The following is a 21,964-nucleotide window of genomic DNA, read 5'->3' as shown; positions in this document are numbered from 1 at the left end:
CTGAAGGAATGGCGCGCCGTCGCAACCCGATACGAAAAGACCGCCACCTCGTTCCTCGCTATCCTTCACCTCGCAGCCGCCGCAGATTGGATCAAGATCTAACAGGGCCTACACCGAGGTCTGCCCTCATCGGGCAATTGGCAACAAGACGCCGATCTCGTTGCACATTCCCGGTGACGCATCCAGCCCGTTACCGTAACTCCAGGCCGGAAACTCTATCATCCGACGCTCGGGAGCAAGTCACATGTGCGAATGCCTGCCTCTCAAGGTGTTTTGCTCAGAAATATCGTTCGTAGATCGTGATGACATCGCCTGGCTGCAGAAGAGAGTCCCGAGCCAGCCTGCCTTCGACAGTCTCGTTGGTGCCGTTGTTACGTACCGCTCCAGCATAGCCGGTAACGGCCCGATAGGTGTAGCCGCCTGCCAGAGCCACGGCGCTGAGCGTTGTCATGCCTGGCATGTAAGGGTATTGGCCCGGATGGCTTACTTCGCCCAGCACGAAAATCGGTCGGTATTGCGTGACTTCGACCGATATACTGGGGTGATTCAGGATGCCCTTGCTGGCCAGCCGACTGGCAATGTCGGTCTCCAACTGGCTTGTGGTTAATCCCATGGCCGGAATCGTGCCGATCAGCGGAAATGCAATCTGTCCGTTATCGCCCACAATAAATGTGTTGCTGAGTTGCAGTTCGTTATAGGTCAGGACTCGTAATTGATCCCCCACCCCCAGGCGGTAGGCTGTGTTGGATGGACGCGGCAGGGGCGGCAGGCTGCTGCCGGGCGCGCAGCCGGCCAGGGGGACGAGTAGCGTCGCCAACACGCAGGCGGCCGATGGATGGACCCGACGGGCAAACATGCGGCTCACATGGGGCAGGCAGGACGTTCCGGCGGTCATGGTCGTTCTCCGTTGGTGGATATATGGAGTTATTCGGCAAAGCTGACGCCCAGCGCGACGTAATTGCTGGCAAAGGTCGATTTGCGTCCGGCATACAGCGTGTCCAGCGGCAGGCCGCCATGAGAGTAGTTGTTGACATGGCTGAAGGACAGGTCGGCCGTGACGTAGCGGTTGATCACCCAGTTGGCCGAAACGCCGAACTTGAACAGGGTCTGCGTGCGTGAGTGGGTGCCCGGTACCGTGCGGCCGGTCTGGCTCATGCCGCCTTCGGCGAAGCCGCGCAGAAAGACGTTCCGGCGCAGTTCGTGGTCGAGCTGGATGCGTCCATCCGTCACCGTCTGGTTGCGCGCAAATGGCGATGCGGGATCGAGGATGCGGCGATAGAAAAAGATGCTGACCGTATCCGCGCGCGACGGCGACCAGATCGTGTCGATCTCGAAGGTCGGAGTGGTGACGGACGGTGCCGCGCTGCGGGTGAAATGGCGCGTTTCGCCGCCCGCCAGCAGGCGGTAGCGGATGACCGAATTTGTATCCAGGTCCAGACCGGCGAAGGCTGCGCCATCGACATAATCGTTGGGTGTTTCGCCTTGTGTGGCCAGATATTGCGCGGCCGATCCGCGCAGGATCATCACGGCGGAATTGCCGGTCGACAGCTCGAAACGCGAGGTCAGGGAGCCGGTTTCGAGGTGATGGCTCAGGCTGCCATAGTCGGTGTCGATTCCGCCGCCGGTCGCCCGGCCGAAGGAATAATTCTCGTAGATTGCCGATGGAATCACGCTGAACCGGCCGAACAGCTTGGTATAGGTCAGGCGCACATCGTCGGCGGAATAGGGCACGGGGCGCGAAACGCCGAAATTGCCCAGATCCATCGAGGACAGATGCTGCTGGTAATGGGTATATCCCAGCGCCAGCGTGTCCTGCCCCAGCGACAGCGAGCCGCCCGCGCCGATGGTCCAGTTGGTATAGTCCGCAATGGGGATATGGGAGAAGCGCCGGTCGCTGACCGAGGCAAGTAGGCCGAATGCATGGCGTGTCCAGTCCGAATTGACCTTCAGTCCGCCATCCATGACGAATTGCGGGCTCTGCGTATGGGGCGTCGCCAATGTATTGGTGTTGTAGCCAGCGCTGAGGGCGGCCGAGGGGCGCACGAGGAAGTCGCCCACATGGATGCCGGCCGGCTGATGGCTCATCAACTGGTGCATGACGACGGAATCAGCCTGTTCGGGCGATGCGTATCCCGGCAGGTCGGATGGAAAATATTGTGCAATCAACTGGGCCTGTGCCGGATGGCTCCATGATGCGACGGCCAGAGGGACCAGCGGGCTCAGGCGCCGGATGATCTCGGCGAGGCGGGAGGGCATCAGGATGGATTGCCCTCCCGCACGGCATCGAGCGGAACGTGCGCGGGTGAACGGCCCGATGCCGGGTAAATGGCCCCGTATAGTTCCGTATAGCGTCGCGCGACATCGTTCCAGTCATATCGGGAAGATTCTGCGATGGCGTGGCTGCGCAGCGCGCGCAGTGCGGCATCGCCGCTGTCGTGCAACGCCAGAATGTCGTGTGCGATAGCATCCAGATCTGCGGCTGGTCGTACGATACCGATGCGCGTCTGGTCGGCCAAGCGGCGGAACGGCACGATGTCGCTCAGGACAGGAATCAGCCCGGCGGACTGGGCTTCGACCGCCGCCAGGCCAAAGCCTTCATGCTGCGACAGGCATGCGTAATAGCTGCTCTGGCCGAACAGGATTTTCAGTTCCTCATCCGACGGAGCGATGACGAAGCGCACCGCGTCCGTTACCCCGGCGGCGCGGGCGGCGGTGGCCAGATCGGCCTCGGACTGGTCGGCCGGGCGGCCGGCGACGATCAGGCGCCAGTCGTCGCCGGATGCGCGCAGGCGGGCGAGCAGGGGGAACAGAAGGTCGATCTGCTTGTGACGGGCGAACCGGCCGAAGCTGATGAGGGTGCGCGTGGGGTCGGTGGCCGACGCGGCATGGAATTTCTGCTGGTTGATCCCGTTTTCGATTGTCAGAAGGCGGCGGCCCGCGATCGGTGCGAACATCTGGGCGTCACTGTAGCTGCAGGCCACGATCCGTTCGTACGCACGGATCGACAGGCGTGTCAGTGTCTGGAACCAGACTGCCTTGATCGCGCCCAGGGCCCGCGTGTGGAAGAAGCCTCCGTGCGTGGACGCCACGAGCGTACGGCGATGCAGCCAGCGTGTCGCGGCAAGGAAATCGAAGAAGAAATCGATGGCGTGGACGTGGACGATCGTGGCATCGCCCAGGTGCCGCAGGACGTTCGGCGCGAGGGGATAGCGCGACGATCCCCGCCAGGCGATCCGCCGGACCGGTACGCCCTGGACGATGTCGCTTGCCGGCAGGCGGTCGGTCTCGCCGAAGACGCGGTCCAGCGTCAGCACGCGGGCGTCCAGTCCCAGCAGGTCGCGCTGGATTCTTGCAAGGCTCAGAACCGAATCTTCCAGCCCCCCGACCGAGGGGCTGAACTGACGGACGACATGCAGGATTTTCAAGTTTATCGCCTCACGAATCGTAAGGAAGGGCAATGGGGCGATGCCGCAGGTACTGCGACGAACCGGGGAAGGCGGCGGCCGAATCCTCGGCCATCGATACGACGACCCCCGCGACCTGCGCCCCGTATGAGCGCAGCTGTTCGAGCGACGACAGGATGGCAGTGCGTGACGTTTGCAGCCACCGGCAGACGAATACGGTCTGATCGGCGACCGCGCCGTAAACCAGCCCGTCAGGCATGATCTGCAACGCGGGGCTGTCGATGATGATCAGGTTGTACGACCGCCCGATATCCTTCAGCAGGCTGCGCAGACGGGCGATTTCGGCCGTGTCGAACGAAAACATGCCTGGCGCGCCAGCCGGGATGAAATCGACGCCGCTTTCGGTGTCATGCTGCACGACGTCGGCGACCGAGGCCGTGCCGGACAGAAGTTCGCTCAGACCCCGCTGGACCGGAGCGATATCGCGCCGCTGGCGGCTCTCTCGATGGTCGCCATCGATGACCAGGGCTGGCTGGCCGCCGGCCCGCGCCAGTGTTGCCAGCCAGTAGGCCAGGGAACTCTTGCCTTCGGCCGCCGAGGCCGAGGTAATCGCCACCACCCGGCCCCGTTCGGTCATCGGTGCGGATAATGACAATTGCGCCAGCAGGCTGCGCACGGCCTCGCTGGCTGGCGAGAAGGGCGCATCGACGACATGGCGACGGATCATGCGCCCGTCGTGCCGGGGAACGCGGGGAATGGCGGTCAGCAGCGGCATGCCGATCATGGCCCTCAACTGCTCGATTTCGCCGAAGCCCGGTGACAGCAGGTCGCGCAGGAATACGGCACCGCCCGCCGCCGCCAGGGACAGGATGACCACGCCCATCAGCAGTTTCTTGCGGTTGGGAAAAGTTGGGGCGTCTGGGGCCGTGGCGTGCGAGACGAACGCCACCGGGGGCTGCAGCAGTTCGACACGATCGACCATTTCCTTCGAGCGGCCCAGGAAGGCCTCGTAGACTTCGCGGGCGCTCTGTGCCTCCTGCACCAGCATGCGGTATTCCGCCTGAGGAGAACTCTGGGTGCCGGCCTGTTCGCGCAGCGTGTCCAGATTGCGGGTCAGGCGCGTGACCTCGGCGCGGGTCGAGGCGACCTCGGCGTCGATCGAGGCGAGGGCGGCACTGGTTTCCCGCGCCATGCTGACCCGGGCCGCCGCGATCTGCCGGTCCAGCCCGGCCAGTTCGGGATGGTGCGGGCCCATCGTGCTGGCCTTCTGCATCCGTGTGCTTTCCAGTTGCGTCAGCGTGTTCGCTGCCGCCACCAGGATCGGTTGCTGGGCCAGGGTGATCAGCGCGCGGCTTTCGCCCTCGGCGTTGGCATGGGACAGGGCGTCGGCCCGCGCCTGGGCGGCGGCCAGGCGGTTCTGGGCCTGGGTCAGGCTGATCGCGGTTTCTGATATCTGCCGGTCGATCAATGGGCCGTTTCCGGCATCGTCGCCGGTATTGGTCAGATGATGTGCGGTATTGAACATGTTGGCTTTGGTGGCGGCTTCCAGCCAGCGTTCGCGCAACTGGGCCGTCCTGTTGTCGACCCAGGCGGCGGTGCGGTTCAGGTTGCCGCGCCGGGTGTCCAGCGCGATCTGCTGGTATTCGGTGACGAAGCTGTTGGCCAGGTCGGCCGCGCGCTGTCCGTCAGCGGCGTTCACGCTGATGCTGATGATGCGTGAACGCACACCCGGGGCGACGATGACAGCCGCCTGCAACCGGTCGATCTGTGCCTGGAATACTGAATCGGGATGGGCCGGGCCCGCCTTTGCGCAGAGCAGGTGGGTGTGGACGCACAGCGCGCCGCGCAGGCTGAAGGTCTGTGGTACGGGGGGCGGAGGCAGGGAGCGCAATACCGCGGCAGCCACGTCGCGCGACTGCAGGAGCCCGGCCTGGGTGGCCAGTTCGTCATCCTGAAGCCGGTCCGTCGGCTGGGCGTTCGGAAGGGCGGTCTGGTCCATGCTCGCGGGAGAGACCACGACAGTCGCCGTGGCCATGAAAGTGCGCTTCAACGAGAGTGTCACGCCGCATCCCACGAGGAACGTACCGGCACCGACGGCCAGGAACAGGGTGCGATAGCGGCGGACCAGACGAATGCCGTGCAGGAGGATGGCCCGACCGTCGCGCGCGGGAGGGGCCATGGCCAGATGGTCGGCCGTGCTGAAGTCGTTCATGCCGGACGGCGATCCCATCGAGGTCCAGAGATCGGTGCGATTGGTCAAGATTCGGTCGGTCAAGATGTGGACCTCCGTTCCAGTTGAAGACGCCAACGCAGGACATGGTAGCCGAAGATGGGCAACCCGATAAGATAACGACGCCACAACCGTTTCGGTTCGCGGGACAGGCGTACCAGCCATTCCAATCCCATGTTGGCGACCCAGCGCGGTGGCCGCCGGACGCGCCCGGCGGCGTGGTCGACCAGGGCGCCGGCCGTGATGGCGACGGTAGGCGGTAGGCGGTCCCAGTTGTCGTGCAGCCAGCGTTCCTGGCGTGGCATGCCCATGTTGACCAGCATCAGGTTCGGGCCGGCCGCAGTGATCTGCCTGATGATATCCTCGGAATCCGTCGACCCAGCGGTGGCGTCGAAGAAGCCGTTGCGGATGCCAGCGGTTCGTACGCCGTAGCGGGCCTCGAAAGCCCGGGCGGCTTCTTCGACCACCGACTGTTCCCCGCCCAGCCAGAAGATGCTGGCGTCGGCCCCCAGTTCCTGCAGGACGTGGCCGATCCACTCGGGCGGCGTGGTACGGTGCGGGCGCCGGCCGATCAGGAACAGCGCTGCAAGCTGCACGCCCGCCCCGTCGCAGAAGGCAATGTCGGCACGGTCGAACAGGTCGCGCAGCCAGGGCGCACGCTGCGCCAGGACCACGCAGTGAGCATTGGCGTTCACGACCAGCATTCGCGCGCGGCGACAGGCGGCCTGTGCCACATGCATGGCAAGTTCATGGCGTGGAATATCCATCAGGCGCAGACCCATGACGTGCAGCTTGTCATACGGTGTCAGGCAGGCGTGCATGGATGGCGGCGATCCGGCGTGGAGGATTGGCCCCTCGTGCCGTGCGGACAGGATGTCAGAAGGCATGGCGGCTGAGTACCTCCCGTATTACGGTGAGAACAAGGATCTTCAGGTCGAAGCGCAGCGACCAGCGCTGCATGTATTCCAAGTCCAGGGCGACGCGTCGGCGCAGATCGTCCAGCGTGACCAACTGGCCGCGCGCGCCGTTGACCTGCGCCCAGCCGGTGATGCCGGGCCTGACTTGATGACGGATGACATATTCCGCCAGCGCATCGTCCAGCAGCATGCCGCCAGCACGGGTGTGGGGGGCGTGCGGACGGGGGCCGACCAGTGACATTTCGACGCGCATCACGTTCAGCAACTGCGGTAGTTCGTCGATACTCAGCCGGCGTAGCCATCGTCCGACCGGCGTGACGCGCGGATCGTCGCGCGCGGTCTGCTGCGCCGCCATCTTGTCCGACATGTCCGTATACATCGTGCGGAACTTGAAGATCATGAACATCCGGTTGTTGAAGCCCAGGCGCGGTTGCCTGAAGAATACCGGACCGGGCGACGTCGCCTTGATGGCGATCGCTGCGCCGATCATCAGCGGAGACAACGCCAGCAGCGCCATCGCGCCCAGCGTCACGTCAAGGATCGTTTTCTTGACGACCTGCCAGTCTGACAGTGGGCGGCGCTGAAGCACCAGCAGCGGGAAGGGGCCCAACCGTTCGATCGGCAGCAGGACATCGATTCCATGAACGGTATTGGGCACAACGTAGACGTCGGATAATACGCTGCGCAGTTGCCAGCTGATCTTGGCAACCTGCTCGACCGGATCGGCGGCAGGCGGGATGGCCAGAACGATGGCATGCAGAGGGTTTTCGCGACTGTGGGCGATCAGGTCCAGCAGCGTGCCGTCGGTGATCTGGGGATTCTCGGCGGTTTCGTGGTCGTCAAACACGCCGGCCAGGCGATAGGTCGATCCGGCCTCGTTGGCGATGCGGCCGGCGAAGCGGATGGCCGTCTCATCGCTGCCGACGACCGCGATATCACGGGCCAGTTGCCGCGCGATGGCCGGGCTGCCCAGAAGGGCTATTTCGAAAATGCGTACCATGCACAGAACAGCCGATGAAAGAAGCAGCCATACCATGGAAAGTTCAAGGCACAGCACCAGCGGATGGCGCAGCATGGACAGAACGACGATATGCAGCAGCGCGCCGATCAGCAGTGGAGGGGCGAGATAGTGCAGTTGCGTGGCGGGCTGGCGTACCGTCGGAACGTAAAGCAGGACCCTGTTCTTGGGTATCATCATGAAACCAAGGCCGGACATCAGGTCGGCAAGCGGTAACGCCTTATGCCAGTCCTGATGGATAATCGCGGGCTCGATCGATGCCGCCATCAGGCTGGATGCAAGGATCGCGGCAGTGTCTATGCTGGTTATGATTCCGGACAGGACGGAATGATAATAAGGATAGGCATCCGGTTCCGTGATTGCAGGCGCGGCCATTACGGGCAGTCTGCGTTCCGGAAGGCCGAGGGGCTCCTGCAAGGGGCCGTACGATTCGCTCATACAAAGACCTCCATGGACAAGTGGTTGATTTGGAACCGTTCTTATGGTCTCTAAACATTAGAGTCTAAAAAAAGACTTTTCTAAGATAATGGTGGATGAAAATCGCGATGTAATCGGAATGCTATATGCTACGTTCGCGCAAGGTAGAGGCATGAAAAATCCGCCCCGGTCTTCGGGGGGCCTGGGCTAAGCGAGGCGCCTGCTATTGATTCTTCGATAAAATGCCATTGATGGATCTTAAAGATCCATTATACCCTAATGGATATGCCCAACGTTACGTGTAACGGCCCAAACCTGTCCGCTTCCGGGCCGGGAAGGTGGCGCGCCTGAGGCGCGAAGGAAGAATAAGGAGATAATATTTTTTTTGTCTAGTTTTTTTATGACTTTTTTTGAATCTAATCAAAAACCCTTTTTTGTTCCGTAGTTTTGTGTTGAATCGGCAACGGATGCATCAGGGGCGACCGACCGATTGGTAGCGAAAGCCCAGTTCCCGCATCGCCATGGGCTCCCAGATATTGCGCAGGTCTACGATGACATCGCCCTTCATCAGCTTGCGCAGACGTGCCGGCGACAGGGCGCGGAATTCATTCCATTCCGTCAGAACCAGCAAGATATCGGCCCCTGTCGCGGCATCCAGCGCGTCCTCGCAATACTGTAAGGTCTTGGGCAGCACGGAGCGGGCTGACTGCATGCCGGCCGGATCGAACGCCCGCAGGTGTGCGCCTTCTTCCGCCAGACGGCGCAGGATAGGAATCGACGAAGCCTCACGCATGTCATCGGTCTGGTGTTTGAAAGTCAGGCCCAGAACGCCGATCGTCGTGTTCGCCACGGAACCGCCATTGGCGGCGATGACGCGTTCCGCCATATGGATCTTTCGCCTGTCGTTGATATCGATGGTCGTCTCGATCAACCGCATGGGCGATCCGGCATCCTGAGCGATACGGGTCAATGCCAGTGTGTCCTTGGGGAAGCACGATCCACCGAAACCCGGGCCGGGATGGAGAAATTTGCGACCGATCCGATTGTCGAGTCCGATGCCGCGTGCCACGTCATGCACCTCCGCCCCTACCCGTTCGCACAGGTCGGCGATTTCATTGATGAAGGTCACCTTCATCGCCAGGAAGGAATTGGCCGCATATTTCACCAGTTCTGCCGTTTCCAGGCTGGTGAACAGGACGGGCGCCTCGATCAGGTAGAGCGGTCGGTAAAGCTGACGCATGACCTCCATGGCGCGCTGCGTGCCGCCCGGCTTGGTGGTGTCGGTGCCGATAACCACACGGTCGGGACGCATGAAATCACCGATCGCATTGCCTTCACGCAGGAATTCCGGGTTCGAGGCGACATCGAAATCCAGTTCGGGCCGGACGCGGCGGATCAACTCCGCCACCTGCCGGCCGGTACCCACCGGCACGGTCGACTTTGTGACGACGACTGCATAATTCTTCATGCTCTTGGCAATCTGTTCGGCCGCCGCATAGACATATCGCAGGTCGGCATGCCCGTCGCCGCGACGGCTGGGTGTGCCGACTGCAATGAAGATCGCCTCGGCCGCCTGGACGGCCTGCTCGATATCGTCGCCAAAGGTCAGGCGTCCCGCTGCCACGTTGTCTGCCACCAGCTTGTCCAGTCCCGGCTCGTAAATCGGGATCCGGCCTTCGCGCAGGGCCGCCAGACGAACCGGGTCGGTTTCGACGATGGCGACGTCGGTGCCGAATTCGGCAAAGCAGGCACCGGATACGAGGCCGACATAACCGCCACCAATCATTGCGATCTGCATGGTCAACTCCTCTGGTACAGGGTCTGGTTCACGACGGGGACATTCCCTGCCGATCGGACGGAAGGGGCACCGTTCCGGCGCGTGCCGCACGCCACTGCAGGACCCGGCGTCGCATCGCCCGGGCGACCTGCCACCCCATGCGCGGTACGAACGACGGATGCCGCAGCGCCCGCGCCGCCAGGGCGCCGACCGCGCCGCGTCGAACCGCCTGGGAAAAGAAATGCGCGTCATCCAGGCGCCGCAGGCCCTCGGCCCGCCGACGCAGCAGGGCGGCCAGGTCCGGGGCGCCGTCCACAGCCGGGTCGCCGGCTAGATCGAGCGCCGATCGGGCCAGGGCGTCGTAGGCAATGGTGGTACGTGTCATGCCCGATGCCCGGCGGCTGATCGCCCCTTCGCGCTGGGTGTAAAGATAATGGGCGGAATCCAGTATCTGCAGCCGCGCGCCATGCAGCAACAGACGCACCATGAAGGTGAAATCCTCGCCGTGGCGCTGGTCTGCAGGATAGCGGATACCCGAGCGGATCAGGATTTCGCGCCGGATGACCGGCTTGAGCAGCCCCCAGTCCAGGCCCTGTCCATCGGCCAGATTATGGGCCAGATAGTCGCTCACCGTGATAACACCCGCCGAGGCGACGCCGGGGCCCATCGCCCGGCCGGTTACCCGCCGGGCCGCCGCGTCGTAATAGAGCAGGTCGTCGGCCACGATATCGATGGCCGGATCGTGCGCCAATGCGTTCGCCACGGCGTCCAGCCGATCCGGTGCATAGGCATCGTCGGCATCCAGGATGGCGATCCAGTCGCCGGCAGCCTGCGCAATGCCGGCGTTGCGGGCGGCCGCCGGGCCGCCATTGCGCTCGGTGCGTAACAGGCGGATAGCGGGATGGCGCCGCGCCAACTCTTCGACCACCGCGCAAGTCGTATCGGTCGAGCAATCGTCGATGACCAGGATTTCGGTGGCCGGCAGACGTTGCGCCACGACCGATTCCACAGCCCTCTCCACGAAACCCGCGGCGTTGTAGACCGGGATGAGGACGGAGAAGGTGCCGGTCATGCGTCGATCCTCACGAGCTGGTCGTACAGATCCTCCAGCGCGGCCGTGCAGTGCCGGATGTCGTGATGGGTGCGGACAAACCGCCGCCCGGCCGCCCCCATCCGGTCGGCCAGCATGTCGTCGCGCAGCAGCGTTTCCAGATGCCTGGTCAGGGCCGCGACATCCCGCTCGCCAAAGGCGAAGCCGGTTTCGCCGTCGACGATCCCTTCCGTCACGCCGCCACGGGCCGACGTGACGACCGGCAGGCCGCTGGCCTGGGCCTCCAGCAGCACCAGAGGCAGCCCCTCGGCGTCGCCGCTGGCGGCCGTCACGCTGGGCAGGCAGAACACGCGGGCCTGGCCCATCAACGCCAGCACCCGATCGCGCGGAACAGCGCCAAGGAACGTGATGCCGTCCAGCGATGCCGCCATCGTTTCCAGGGCGGGGCGTTCGGGACCGTCTCCCGCAATGATCAGGCGGGCTGCGGGCATCGTCTGACGCAGGGTACGGAAGGCCTCGATGAGGAAACGACAGCCTTTTTTCTCGACCAGTCGGCCCAGGAACAGGATCGTCGGTGCCCGGTCGCCGGGCGGGGTGTCGCCGGGCACGAAACGGGCCGGATCGATGCCGATGTGACGGATGTGGATTCGCGCGGCAGGCAGGCCGACGGTGATCGCCGCCTCCCGGATATGGCCGGAGACGGCGACGAAGCTGACGCTCGGTTGGTGTGCCAACCTGTGCAGACGGTGGGGATAGCGCTTCCAGCGCCTGCCGCTCCGGCCGGCCGCGAACCAGTCCATGTGGGTGGTAATGTCCGACCCGTGCAGAGTCACCAGCAGCGGGACGGACAGTCGCTGGGCCAGATGCCAAGCTTCGACCCCGTCAAAACCGAAATGGGCGTGGATCAGCGCCGGGCGCACATGCCGTGCGATGCGGGTCAGGCCCGGTGGAGCGCGATCAAGCGTGCGGGCCGCCAGGCTGCGCAGCCGCTGGGGCAGGGTGGCGGGTCCGCGATAGGCCGCCCTGGCGGACAGGCCGTCCAGCGGCAGGCGGTCGATCAGCCGTTCGCCGATCATGATAGGATTCCAGCGCCGTAGCGCCAGCGATTGGTCGCGCACGAAGGTTTCGGACAGTGGCAGAAGCTCGGTCCGATAGATTCCGACGGTCGGAGCCTCTGTCATCGTGCCTGTCCGTTGTGACATCGTTGTCCTCCGCTTCCATGTTTCTGCTGGACAGGGCATGGCGTTCATGCTTCTGGCCGTCGGCAGCGTGACGAGGGCGATTTCCACATGTCTGCCCACTGAAGGCACAGAGATCGGAAAAAATGAGATAAATGAAGGCGAAACGATTCTAGAGTCTGGTATCGGCGTAGATGTCGGGCGTCATGATACGATCCACGACTTCATGCCAGGCCAGCATCTGGGGCTGGATGGGCTCGTCATGGGACAAGGCGTCCTGGATAGCGCGCCGGATGGAGGCGCGGTCTCCCGGTACGTAGCCGCAACGTCCCGGCTGGTCGCCCAAGGCGAATTCCGGGCAGACCGCTGGAATGCCGAACAGACCGAATTGACGGAGCTTCAGGGATGTGTCGATCAGGTAGCGAGGCGTGCCGCGATCCAGGTAAGGCGCGATGCCGAACGCCGCATGCTGGACGTAGGGCAGGGTCTCCGCGAACGGCATTTCCGCGTGGATGATGATATTGGGCGCCTTCAGGCCGTCCGCTGCCTTGCCTGCCCCGATGACATGAAAATCGACATCGGGAAATTCCTCGGCAGCGATGGTGAAAAATGACGCATCGAACAGCATGGACCCCATCGATATGCCGCAACGCCGGTTGCCATAGGGATCGGGATAGATAGGTTCGGCGATGGCACGGTCGATACCGTGCGGAATATAGTAGGCGTTGCGCTCATGCGGCATGCCCTGGCGCAACAGGCGTGAGGGCAGGCGCACGGTATCGATACTGTCGAAATTGGCCCGGAACCGTCGCTTGATGGTCTCGGCACAATCAATGACATCCAGGTCGTCCGAGGCCAGGTAGACGATGCGCGCATTGGGGTTCAACCGTCGTACATCCTCGATGAATACCGGTGCCATACCGGATTCTATGAAGACCGTGTCGGCGTCGCTCAGCCACTGCTTTGGAATCCTTGGAATCAGGTGGCGGTAAAACCAGAACAATGTTTCTTCGACAGGAGCCAGCGCCTGGCGGCGAATGTTGAAAGGGTGCCAGGCGGTCCGCCATAGGAAACACTCAACGCCGTCGATAGTTTCCACACGATTTGCGCAGGATGCGAGATCGGCCCTGGTGTCGCCGCGATGCTCGGACAGGCGGCTGAGGCCGATGGAAAAGAACCGCGTCCGGCCGCGCTTGGCCAGTTCGGATGTGATGAAATGCACGCTCGCTTTTCGTCGCGAACGATAGTCGTGCACCGATATAACCAATGAGCCGGCCATGCCACTACCTGCCTCGTCGTTATTACGGACAACGTCGTGAAGAATGCATTACCGATTTGGGATCAAAGCCAGGCGCTTTATGCTGGTCCGGCGCATGGCAGCCCGAATCTGTAGGGGAGAAATGTTCGGATTGCAAGACGAATGAAGATCCTTACGTTCGAAAACGCGTGCTTCTAATCGGGGGTCAAATAAGGCGGATTTCTGGCAGGATCGTGTTTTTGCGAAGACGGGGAGCGTCTTGTTGCGAGAACGCGAAAAATGCTGGTATTGGCATCTCTTATTGCTTGCAACGCCGCGTTGGACGAGGATAGGTTTGAGTCAAAGCGATCGGCCATGCCTGCCGAATGGTGGCTGGCTTTCCGGATTCTTACAGGAAATACACAGATTATCAGGCGTTTCAGTCGCCAGGTCATAAAAACGGACCATTCCTTCCGCCTGGGCAGGTATATGTCCGCTTGTCTCAATGTTGTCTCATGCGGTCGGAGCCCCGTCGGCATCGATGTCATGACGGCGTGGCCGGAATTCGCCAGCGGGGGGAGGAAAGTCGCATGTCGGACCATCTGTTCGAAGCACGATCGGAACGATCCTATCTCCTGCAACTGACCTCGCTGCGCGGGATTGCCTGCCTGGTGGTACTGGTCGGGCATGTCATCCAGGTCATCCGATATGATCCGGTGACGCGCGGGCCGTGGGGACGGGCGGCGCATGATCTGGTCACCTATCTCTTCAACGCCCAGGCCGCGGTCCTGCTGTTCTTTGTGCTTAGCGGCTGTGTGCTGTCGCTGTCGCTGCAACGGGTCGGGCGCTTCGACGGGGCGGTACTGGCGAGATTCTATATCAAACGGCTCTTTCGCATCTATCCGCTGCTGTGGGTGTCGGTGCTGGTCGCCGTCATGGTGATGCTACATGTGCGCAGCACGATGGAGGTGGAAGTCTTCGTCGACTGGCTGTCGCGCAACCTGCACGCGCCGGTTTCGCCCGTGCATGTGGGCCTGGCGCTTGCGGGGGCCTATACCCGTTATAACGGCCCCATGTGGTCGCTGCGGGTCGAACTGATCTTTTCGGTGCTCTTTCCCGTTGTCCTGTTCCTGATGCGCAACCGCGTGGCACGGCCCTGGGCCCTGGCGGGTTTCATCATGCTGGCGCTGGTGCCTATGCCCTCGGAGATCGGGCTGAATTTCGGACTTGCTTTCGCGCTCGGGGCCCTGATCCCCATGCTGCCGTCTCCGGCATGGGCAGCATCGCCAGCCCTGCCGCTGGTGGCGACGATCGTGCTGCTGTACGACCGGCTGGCGCTGGGAGGCCATGCGGTGCCCGAACAGATTTATGACGTTATCGAGACGTTGGCCGCCTTTGTGATCGTGCGCGACCTCTATGCATCGGGACGGTCGTACGGGGTGCTGACGCACCGGGTCACGATATGGATGGGAGAACTGTCCTACAGCGTCTATCTGCTGCATCTGCCGATCCTGCTGCTGCTGTTCGACCTGATGCAGGGCCATGTGGGGCTGCGTCCGCTGCTGTCCGATCCGGACGTGACACAGACGGTTCTGGCGCTGGGCACCATCTGCGTGACGCTGGCGGTATCGAGTGTGACCTACCACCTGGTGGAACTGCCCCTGCATAATCTGGGCCGTCTCCTCGCGAGCCGCCTGCCGGATCGCGCAAGGCCGCAGACCGCCGGGCGGGGCGGGGAGGTCGCGCTGGCAACGCCGGTCGCCGCCTGCGCCGAGCGTGACGGATGAGGGCGGGTCATATCGGGGCCGGACGGGCGGCCGTCGCGGCCGAGGGGCGCCTGGGAGGAATGTACCTGGTCATCGCGGCAGCGATGTTCAACCTGGTGTTATGCTTCCTCTCCAGCCGGCACTGGATGCTGGTTGGAAATTCACAGATTGCCGTGGTTGAAATCACGATCCTGGCGGCCGGTCTGTATCTGATCCGGCAAAGGATCGACCGTACCGCTCTGTGGCTCATGGCGCTGACGACGGGCTTCGTGGTCGGGGCCCGACTGGTCAATCCGGCCCTCAGCGCGAAGATTCTGCATGATGTCGGCATCATGTACATCTTCTATATGCTCGGTCGCATGGCCAGCGAGCGAACCGCCTGGTCGACGATTCGGATCCTGATCGTCCTGGTGCTGGTGGTGGGGTTCGTCGAACTGGTCTTTACGAACATCTATGCCAGTCTCTTCAATATATGGGACTATTATGTGCAGAAAGGCGTGATCGCCAAGGACACGGTCAATTACAGCAATACCAACCTGTTTCTCAGCGGCAATCGGGGCGCGGGGGCCAGTCGCACTTTCTTCCAGTCGATTTTCGGACCGCATCGCGTCTCTTCGATCTTTCTGGAGCCGGATTCGCTGGGGAATTTTTCGGCCGTGCTGTTCGCGTGGTGCCTCAGCGTGTCGCGCAACCAGTCGGGTCAGCGCTGCGTGGTGATGTACGCCCTGGCCGTGCTGTGCTTTGTGCTGGCGGATTCTCGTTTTGCTTCGGGGTGCTGCCTGTTGATGCTGCTGGTGCGGGTCAGCCCGTTTCGCCGGTCGGCACTGGCGGCGTTTCTTTTCCCGATCCTTATCGGGACGCTGCTGACGCTCGTGGGCACGATGCATGAATTGCCCGGCGTCCTGCCGGCCATCATCAAGGACGATTTGGCCGGTCGGCTGATCTTTTCGGGCCGGTTGCTGGATTACTGGGGTCTCGGCCAGTGGTTCGGGCTGGCACCGTCGCAGGTGTACACCCTGGATACCGGTTACGCCTATGTACTGAACAATCTGGGGGCGGTCCTGACCCTGTTCTATCTGGGCCTGTTCGCGTTTCACCCGTCCCGCACGCCCGAAGGCGCGACGATGAAGACCATGATCTCGGTCTACTTCGCGACATCATTGTGCATCGGGGCCTCGGTCTTCACGATCAAGACGGCAGCGTTGCTGTGGTTCCTTTATGGCGTCACCGATGCGATGGGGCCAGCAGCCCTGCGTATTCGACCCCGCATGATCCGGGTGCCGGCCGGCATGGCCGTGCCGTCCCTGACCAGACGATATGGAAAATCCCATGCGTAGTCTGACGATCCTCTTCCCGGCCATGCTGGCTTTGTCCGTCGTCGGCTGGACGACGGCGGCGCAGGCACAGGAATACAAGGGCGTAAACCTGGCAGGGGCAGCCTATTCCTCGAACAGGATTCCCGGTCGCTATGGCTATGATTACCTGTTTCCCAAGCCAGGCGAGGTGACGTATTTTCACGACAAGGGCATGAACATCTTTCGCCTGTCGGTCCTGTGGGAAAGGTTGCAGCCCACGCCTGGCGCGGCGCTGGATGCCGATCACATGAAGCGCATCCTGGCCTTCGCCGACCAGGTTCGGGCGGTGGGGGGGATCGTGATCCTCGACGTCCACGATTACGGCCGCTATCGCGGGAACCTGATCGGGGGTGATACGGTCTCGGCGGACGATTTCCGCGACCTGTGGACGCGTCTGGGCGCGACGCTGCACGACAGGCACGATATCTGGTTCGGCCTGATGAATGAACCGCAGCAGCAATCGGCCCGCCAGTGGCGCGACATCACCCAGCAGGCGATCCTGGGCATCCGGAGCGCCGGGGCCAGGAATCCGATTCTGGTGTCGGGCATCGGCTGGGATTCCGCGCATGGGTTTGCAACGCAGAACGGGCCGGATATGGCAGCGTTGAAAGACCCGGCCCATGCTCTGATTTTCGAGGTGCATGAATATTTCGACAGGGACAGTAGTGGCCGGAGCGCGGAGTGCGTCCCGGCAGACCAGGCGATCGGGCGCCTGACATCCTTTACGGCATGGCTGCACCAGACAGGCAATGTCGGATTCCTGGGGGAATTCGGCGTGGGGCGGAATGCGGCATGCCTTGATGTGCTGGAGAAGGTCGCCGCCTATCTCGCGGTGAACCAGTCGGTCTGGCGTGGCTGGACCTACTGGGCGGCTGGCCCGCTATGGGGCGAATACATGTACACGCTGGAACCGACTCGCGACGGGCAGGATCGGCCGCAGATGCAGGTTTTGGAACGGCATCTGAACCACCATGAGGGATGACCGGCGCATCCGAAATAGCGCGGTGCAGGAAAGGAGCAACATGGTGACCGATCCCCTGATCGATATCCTGATCCCGGCCTATAATGCGGAAGCGACCATCCGCGAGGCCATCGACAGCCTGCGTGGCCAGACCATCGCCACGATCCGCATCGTCGTCGTCGATGACGGTTCGACCGACGAGACAGGCCGGATCCTGGCCGAGCTGGCGTCGCAGGACCCGCGGATCGTGGTTTTGACGCAACCGAATGGCGGTATCACAGCCGCGCTGAACCATGGGCTGTCGCTGTGTCGCGCGCCGTTTATTGCCCGGCTGGATGCTGACGATCTGGCAGCGCCCGACCGTCTCGAGCGGCAGGTCGGATACATGACGGCGCATCCGGATTGCATCGCTCTGTCCGGTAGCGGTCGGCATATCGATGCCCACGGTCGTCCGACGGGCGGCAGGGTACGCGCCGCCCGGATAGACCGGGCCGATCCGTCCTGGTTGCCGGCGCGCGAGCCCTATCTGCCCCAGCCTTTCCTGATGATGCGGCGCGCGGCGTTCGACCGGGTAGGGGGCTATCGCAGTCTGGCGGTGGCGGAGGACAGCGACCTGTGCTGGCGCCTGCAGGAAGTCGGAACCATGCTGAACCTGCCGGAAGATTTCGGTTCGTACCGGGTGCATGCGAACAGTATTTCCAGCGCCTCGATCCGCAATGGGCGGTCGATGGCGTTCTGGTCGCAGATGGCGGCGGTGTCTGCCCGCCGGCGCCGGGCGAGGCAGCCCGACCTGGCCTTTTCCGCGGATGAATTGCGGCGTTGCGCGCAGGCGGTTTCGCTGGAGGATTTTCTGCATGCGGGTGCGGCAGTCCTGAGCGCGGACGAACGGTCCTGGCTGGCGCTGGCCATGGGGATGAAGCTGGTCGCGCTGGCTTTCTACCGTCCGTTTGAACTGGATAGCACGGATTGCGGCTTCATCCGCCGCGCGCTGCGGGATCCCTCCGTCTCGATTCGGGCGGAAAATCGGGCGGAGATGGCGGATCATCTGATGGGAACAGCGACGCGGCTGGCCATTCGCGGGCGCTTCGGTGATGCACTGGGGCTGGTGGCGCCCGCGCGCTATCCGGTGCTGCTGGGGCGTATCTCGTTCCGGCTGATTTTGCCTCGGGGGGTACGGGAGATGTTCAAGCGTCTGGCCGGCCGTGCCCAGCCGGCCTGACGGCGTGATCGCGGCATCGGGCCGCGCGGGTAACGAAGCAGACAGGAAGGGGAACGGCATGGCGGAACAGGGGCGGGGCCCGGTGGCGGGTCCAGGTGGTCTGGGCCGGGCGGCGACGAGCGGCGTGTTATGGCTGATGGTGCAGAGCCTGGCCGCGCGCGGGATCGGCTTCGTCTCCCAACTGGCCCTGGCATGGCTTCTGACGCCTGAAGATTTCGGGATCATCGGCCTTGCGTATACGGTTTTTGGCATCGCCAATGCGCTGGTCAGCTTCGGGGTGGACGATGTCCTGCTGCAGCGGCAGAAGGCCATGGCGTTCTGGTCCGCGCCAGCATTCTGGATTTGCCTATCGCTCGGTCTTCTGGGCATGGTGGGCATGTTGGTCGCGGCTCCGTTTGCTGCCAGATGGTACCAGTCGCCGGAACTGGTCGGCCTGATTGCGGCGCTGGCGATTGCAACGCCGATTAAGACCCTCGCCACCGTGCCGTCGGTCCGCATTCGCGCCGATATGAATTTCCGTTTTCTAGCTGCTTACAACACTTTCGAGATCTTCGCCCTGCAACTGGGTACGATCCTGCTGGCGTGGCTGGGATGTGGTGCCTACAGTTTCGCGATTCCCATCCCGCTGCTGGCGATGACTAAGGCTGCCCTGTTCTGGTGGAAAGCACCCCCGCGGATCGCCCGTGGTTTCCGTAAGGTCCAGTTGAATTATATTATAGGCAGCAGCACCACCGTTTTTTCCACCAGGACGATCATCGAAATTATCAATCAGGGTGACTATATCGTGCTGGGGCTGATTGCCTCGCATTCCGTGGTCGGCCTCTATTTCTTCGCTTTCCGCTTCTCGGCGCAGCCGGTGCGGATGCTGGCCGGCAATTTCATCAATGTTCTGCTGCCTGCATTCGCACAACTGCGTACCGACCCGCAACGCCAGACCGAGGCCGCGCTGAAGGCCTGCCGCCTGCTGGCCTATATTGTCGTGCCGTTCTGTTTCCTCCAGGCCGTCCTCGCGGGTCCCGGCCTGCATTTCCTGTTCGGTGAGCGCTGGATGGCGGCGGTGCCGTTCGTGCAGATCCTCAGTCTAGGGCTTCCGTTCGACGCGGTGTCGTGGATTACGGGCTCGCTGCTCAGTGCCCGGCGCGAATTCCGGCTGGCGCTGATCTTTGCCGTCATTTCTGCCCCGGTCTTCTTCGGCGTGGTGATCGCGGGGGGGCTGGCCGGCAATGCGATAGGTGTCGCGGTGGCCGTGGCGCTCTATTATTTTACCTATCCCCCGCTCTGCTCGCTGCTGATTCTGAACCGCTGCGGGGTGCCGGTCTGGCGGGTGATGGAACTCTACGTCATTCCCTTTGTCATTTCGGCATGTGCCATGGGGCTGGGATATGCGGGTTCCCTGCTACCAGTCATCAACGCGCATGATCTGTCGCGGATTATCGTGATCGGGGTGGTGGGCACAGGACTGTATCCGGCCATGCTGTTCGTACTGCGGCGCAACGTGTTTGACCAGCTTGCCGAGCGGTTCGGCGGCATACTGGGCAAGGTGCGGCGCGTCAGCGTCCGTGGTCCTCAGCCGGTGGCCACCGGGGGGTGATCATTCGTCTGTCCGTCATGCATTCGGGGACCGGGGCGGCTACCGTTCGCCGGAACGGCGCGGCGCACGCAGGACGCGGCGGACGGTCCTCAGGCCCCTGATTATGGGCTGAGGCAGAACGTTATGGAGGGCCGCCTGCAGGCGCGCATTGGCCGATCGGCCGAAACGTGGGACGTAGAGTGTGGAAGTCCGGCGCCGACGCACGCGCTGAGTGCCAGCGTCGCTGGTATAGAAATAGGCGATCACCGCCATGCGTTCGCGTCCCGCAAGGATTGGCGTGGGGTGGCCGTGCGCCGCGGTCGCCGATTGTTCCATCAGGACGGTACGTCCGAAATACGGAATGATCTCAACCGCGCGTCGTGTCGGGTTCATCGCCCATAATTCCAGATTACCGCCGCATGTTTGATCCCACTCGTCGTTAAGATAGGTTATGATCGCCAAGCGGTTGGTCAGCAACGTCGTAGGATGATGCTGGAAGTCGATGTGCAGATCAAAAAAACCCTGTCCCGAGACAACATGCAGACCGCCGCCATAAAGCGTGGGATCGGGAAGCAAGGCTTCAATCCCAGTCAATCGCGTCATGAGTCGCAGGAAAGGGCCAGAATTGATGAAATCAAAATATTTTTGAAGATATGGTGGGAAATCAGAGTCCGGTTGGGTACCGCGTTTCTTCTGCAGCGCCGTATCGAAGGATTTCCAGCACAGATTGCGGTCTTCGCGGCACTCGTTCAGGATGTTGCGCATCCAGGAGGCGGGAAACAGGTCGTCGACGATCAGATGGGGAAAGGGCTGGGCCGCCAGATACTGCGCTCTCAGTCGGTCTGGCTGGTCCATGAAACGGAGGTCCTGGACGGAATAAAGGTTCGCCGATCGTGTTTCGATACCTGGAGCCATGCAGCCGCCCTTTTTGCTTGCTCTATGGCCGGTTTGCCACGGCGTGGTACAAACGGATTCCATCTAATACGATGGCAAAGGAAGGATAGGATGCTCGGTTCCTGTCAGTTTGATCAGATGCAGATATGCAAACGCTATATCGATGCGCCAAGTGAAATTTTGCACTGGTTGGATCATATGTTTACTCTCTGATTTTTACAACATTTCATTGCAAAATAAAGGAATGCAGGACGGTGCGGAGAAATATTTTGCGATATCGAGCAACAGTCTTGTTGCTCGGGACAACGACTCAGGCAGTCATGCTGTAACGTGGCCATGTCGATGATAAAGCGGTATTTCACGTTAAGTTCCGGTATCCGGGTTTATACAACTTCGGTCTTGTCCAAGTTGATCGGAATTAGCTCTGCAGAGATGGCTCCAGGAAATCGGATAGGATTGAGAAGCTCTCATGAGTGTTATTTTGGTTCGAAATCGTAATTAATGTACACCGACCACATCGCTTCTGGTTCCCGGTGCTGGATTGAAAGTTCCAGATGGGAACCTGGCCTCAGACCTGACAGGTTGCCGTATATATTGATCATGTTATAGGATTATATATGAGGCGATGCCAGCGGCAAGGTTTCTGTTTGCTTGTTATGCGGCGACGCGGGGTATTTCACGTGTTACCAATCGCAAGTATCGTTGGTTGCCTACCCCCGCAACCATGAACCACACCAAAAACCCCACGAAACCATAAGGTTCGTGGGGTTTTTGTTTGGGCATGTTGACCCTGCCCCGAACGTGCCCTCAGTTTTGAGTTGGGGTCTGTGGGTTGCTGTATGCCTTGCCGGCCTGTTGAGCGAAAGCCTCTGGCGTCATGCCATTGAGGCTGGTGTGGGGCCTGACGGCGTTATAGAGCGCTACTCTGCAAGACCCATAATACCGACGAGCGGGAGGTTCTCTACCCCTG

The 21,964-nt window shown here is 62.2% G+C and carries 16 protein-coding genes and 1 pseudogene; 6 read left to right on the top strand and 11 right to left on the bottom strand.

All coding sequences use genetic code 11. The annotated features are described in order from the left end of the window. Positions 1 to 102, top strand: a pseudogene (locus HLH29_RS18670) (IS5-like element ISMex42 family transposase); the annotation flags it as partial. A 175-nt stretch (positions 103 to 277) separates the two neighbouring features. Here HLH29_RS18670 and HLH29_RS18665 read toward each other — a convergent pair. From HLH29_RS18665 to HLH29_RS18620, 10 genes are all read right to left on the bottom strand, one after another. Further along, positions 278 to 895 (bottom strand): polysaccharide biosynthesis/export family protein, encoded by a 618-nt coding sequence (locus HLH29_RS18665; RefSeq protein ID WP_246374468.1) that lies wholly within the window; start codon positions 893 to 895, stop codon positions 278 to 280. A gap of 29 nt (positions 896 to 924) precedes the next feature. After that, entirely contained in the window at positions 925 to 2,256 is a 1,332-nt protein-coding gene (locus tag HLH29_RS18660) for an outer membrane beta-barrel protein (protein ID WP_182968876.1), read from the bottom strand. Further along, complete coding sequence (locus HLH29_RS18655) at positions 2,256 to 3,425, bottom strand: glycosyltransferase family 4 protein (RefSeq protein ID WP_182968875.1); 1,170 nt, start codon at positions 3,423 to 3,425, stop codon at positions 2,256 to 2,258. Before HLH29_RS18655 ends, HLH29_RS18660 begins: the two co-directional genes overlap by 1 nt. Positions 3,426 to 3,435: 10 nt before the next feature. Beyond that, positions 3,436 to 5,679, bottom strand: a complete 2,244-nt coding sequence (locus HLH29_RS18650; protein ID WP_246374466.1) for a GumC family protein — start codon at positions 5,677 to 5,679, stop codon at positions 3,436 to 3,438. Beyond that, positions 5,676 to 6,521 carry a WecB/TagA/CpsF family glycosyltransferase gene (locus HLH29_RS18645; RefSeq protein ID WP_246374465.1) on the bottom strand — a complete coding sequence of 282 codons (846 nt, stop codon included), beginning with the start codon at positions 6,519 to 6,521 and terminating at the stop codon, positions 5,676 to 5,678. The genes HLH29_RS18650 and HLH29_RS18645 overlap by 4 nt, the downstream gene beginning before the upstream one ends. Then, the gene (locus tag HLH29_RS18640) at positions 6,511 to 8,007 is read right to left on the bottom strand and encodes an exopolysaccharide biosynthesis polyprenyl glycosylphosphotransferase (RefSeq protein ID WP_182968874.1); all 1,497 of its coding nucleotides are present in this window, start codon (positions 8,005 to 8,007) and stop codon (positions 6,511 to 6,513) included. Before HLH29_RS18640 ends, HLH29_RS18645 begins: the two co-directional genes overlap by 11 nt. A gap of 451 nt (positions 8,008 to 8,458) precedes the next feature. Next, positions 8,459 to 9,784 carry a UDP-glucose dehydrogenase family protein gene (locus tag HLH29_RS18635; protein ID WP_182968873.1) on the bottom strand — a complete coding sequence of 442 codons (1,326 nt, stop codon included), beginning with the start codon at positions 9,782 to 9,784 and terminating at the stop codon, positions 8,459 to 8,461. A gap of 28 nt (positions 9,785 to 9,812) precedes the next feature. Beyond that, positions 9,813 to 10,835: a glycosyltransferase family 2 protein gene (locus tag HLH29_RS18630; RefSeq protein ID WP_182968872.1), complete on the bottom strand. Its 1,023-nt coding sequence runs from the start codon at positions 10,833 to 10,835 to the stop codon at positions 9,813 to 9,815. Further along, positions 10,832 to 11,995 (bottom strand): glycosyltransferase, encoded by a 1,164-nt coding sequence (locus tag HLH29_RS18625; RefSeq protein ID WP_246374463.1) that lies wholly within the window; start codon positions 11,993 to 11,995, stop codon positions 10,832 to 10,834. Before HLH29_RS18625 ends, HLH29_RS18630 begins: the two co-directional genes overlap by 4 nt. Before the next feature lie 169 nt (positions 11,996 to 12,164). Beyond that, positions 12,165 to 13,271, bottom strand: a complete 1,107-nt coding sequence (locus HLH29_RS18620) for a GumK N-terminal domain-containing glycosyltransferase (RefSeq protein WP_182968870.1) — start codon at positions 13,269 to 13,271, stop codon at positions 12,165 to 12,167. Positions 13,272 to 13,819: 548 nt separating this feature from the next. Here HLH29_RS18620 and HLH29_RS18615 point away from each other — a divergent pair. From HLH29_RS18615 to HLH29_RS18595, 5 genes are read left to right on the top strand one after another with little or no spacing between them, the layout of a single operon-like run. Further along, entirely contained in the window at positions 13,820 to 15,016 is a 1,197-nt protein-coding gene (locus HLH29_RS18615) for an acyltransferase family protein (RefSeq protein ID WP_182968869.1), read from the top strand. Then, positions 15,013 to 16,332, top strand: a complete 1,320-nt coding sequence (locus tag HLH29_RS18610; RefSeq protein ID WP_246374461.1) for a polysaccharide polymerase — start codon at positions 15,013 to 15,015, stop codon at positions 16,330 to 16,332. The genes HLH29_RS18615 and HLH29_RS18610 overlap by 4 nt, the downstream gene beginning before the upstream one ends. Beyond that, the gene (locus HLH29_RS18605) at positions 16,325 to 17,332 is read left to right on the top strand and encodes a glycoside hydrolase family 5 protein (RefSeq protein WP_182968868.1); all 1,008 of its coding nucleotides are present in this window, start codon (positions 16,325 to 16,327) and stop codon (positions 17,330 to 17,332) included. Before HLH29_RS18610 ends, HLH29_RS18605 begins: the two co-directional genes overlap by 8 nt. A gap of 40 nt (positions 17,333 to 17,372) precedes the next feature. Then, the gene (locus HLH29_RS18600; RefSeq protein ID WP_220791596.1) at positions 17,373 to 18,530 is read left to right on the top strand and encodes a glycosyltransferase family 2 protein; all 1,158 of its coding nucleotides are present in this window, start codon (positions 17,373 to 17,375) and stop codon (positions 18,528 to 18,530) included. Beyond that, positions 18,514 to 20,121: a lipopolysaccharide biosynthesis protein gene (locus HLH29_RS18595; protein WP_338030295.1), complete on the top strand. Its 1,608-nt coding sequence runs from the start codon at positions 18,514 to 18,516 to the stop codon at positions 20,119 to 20,121. The genes HLH29_RS18600 and HLH29_RS18595 overlap by 17 nt, the downstream gene beginning before the upstream one ends. A gap of 39 nt (positions 20,122 to 20,160) precedes the next feature. Here the strand turns inward: HLH29_RS18595 and HLH29_RS18590 are convergent, their stop codons facing one another. Next, positions 20,161 to 20,955 carry a 2OG-Fe(II) oxygenase gene (locus HLH29_RS18590; protein WP_246374458.1) on the bottom strand — a complete coding sequence of 265 codons (795 nt, stop codon included), beginning with the start codon at positions 20,953 to 20,955 and terminating at the stop codon, positions 20,161 to 20,163. Between the last annotated feature and the right edge of the window lie 1,009 nt (positions 20,956 to 21,964).

It is taken from the genome of Gluconacetobacter tumulicola, from assembly GCF_014174215.1.
GTDB classification, from domain to species: Bacteria; Pseudomonadota; Alphaproteobacteria; order Acetobacterales; family Acetobacteraceae; genus Gluconacetobacter; species Gluconacetobacter tumulicola.
Note: the sequence above shows the minus strand (reverse complement) of the source record. Positions and strands in the feature narration are given on the sequence as shown.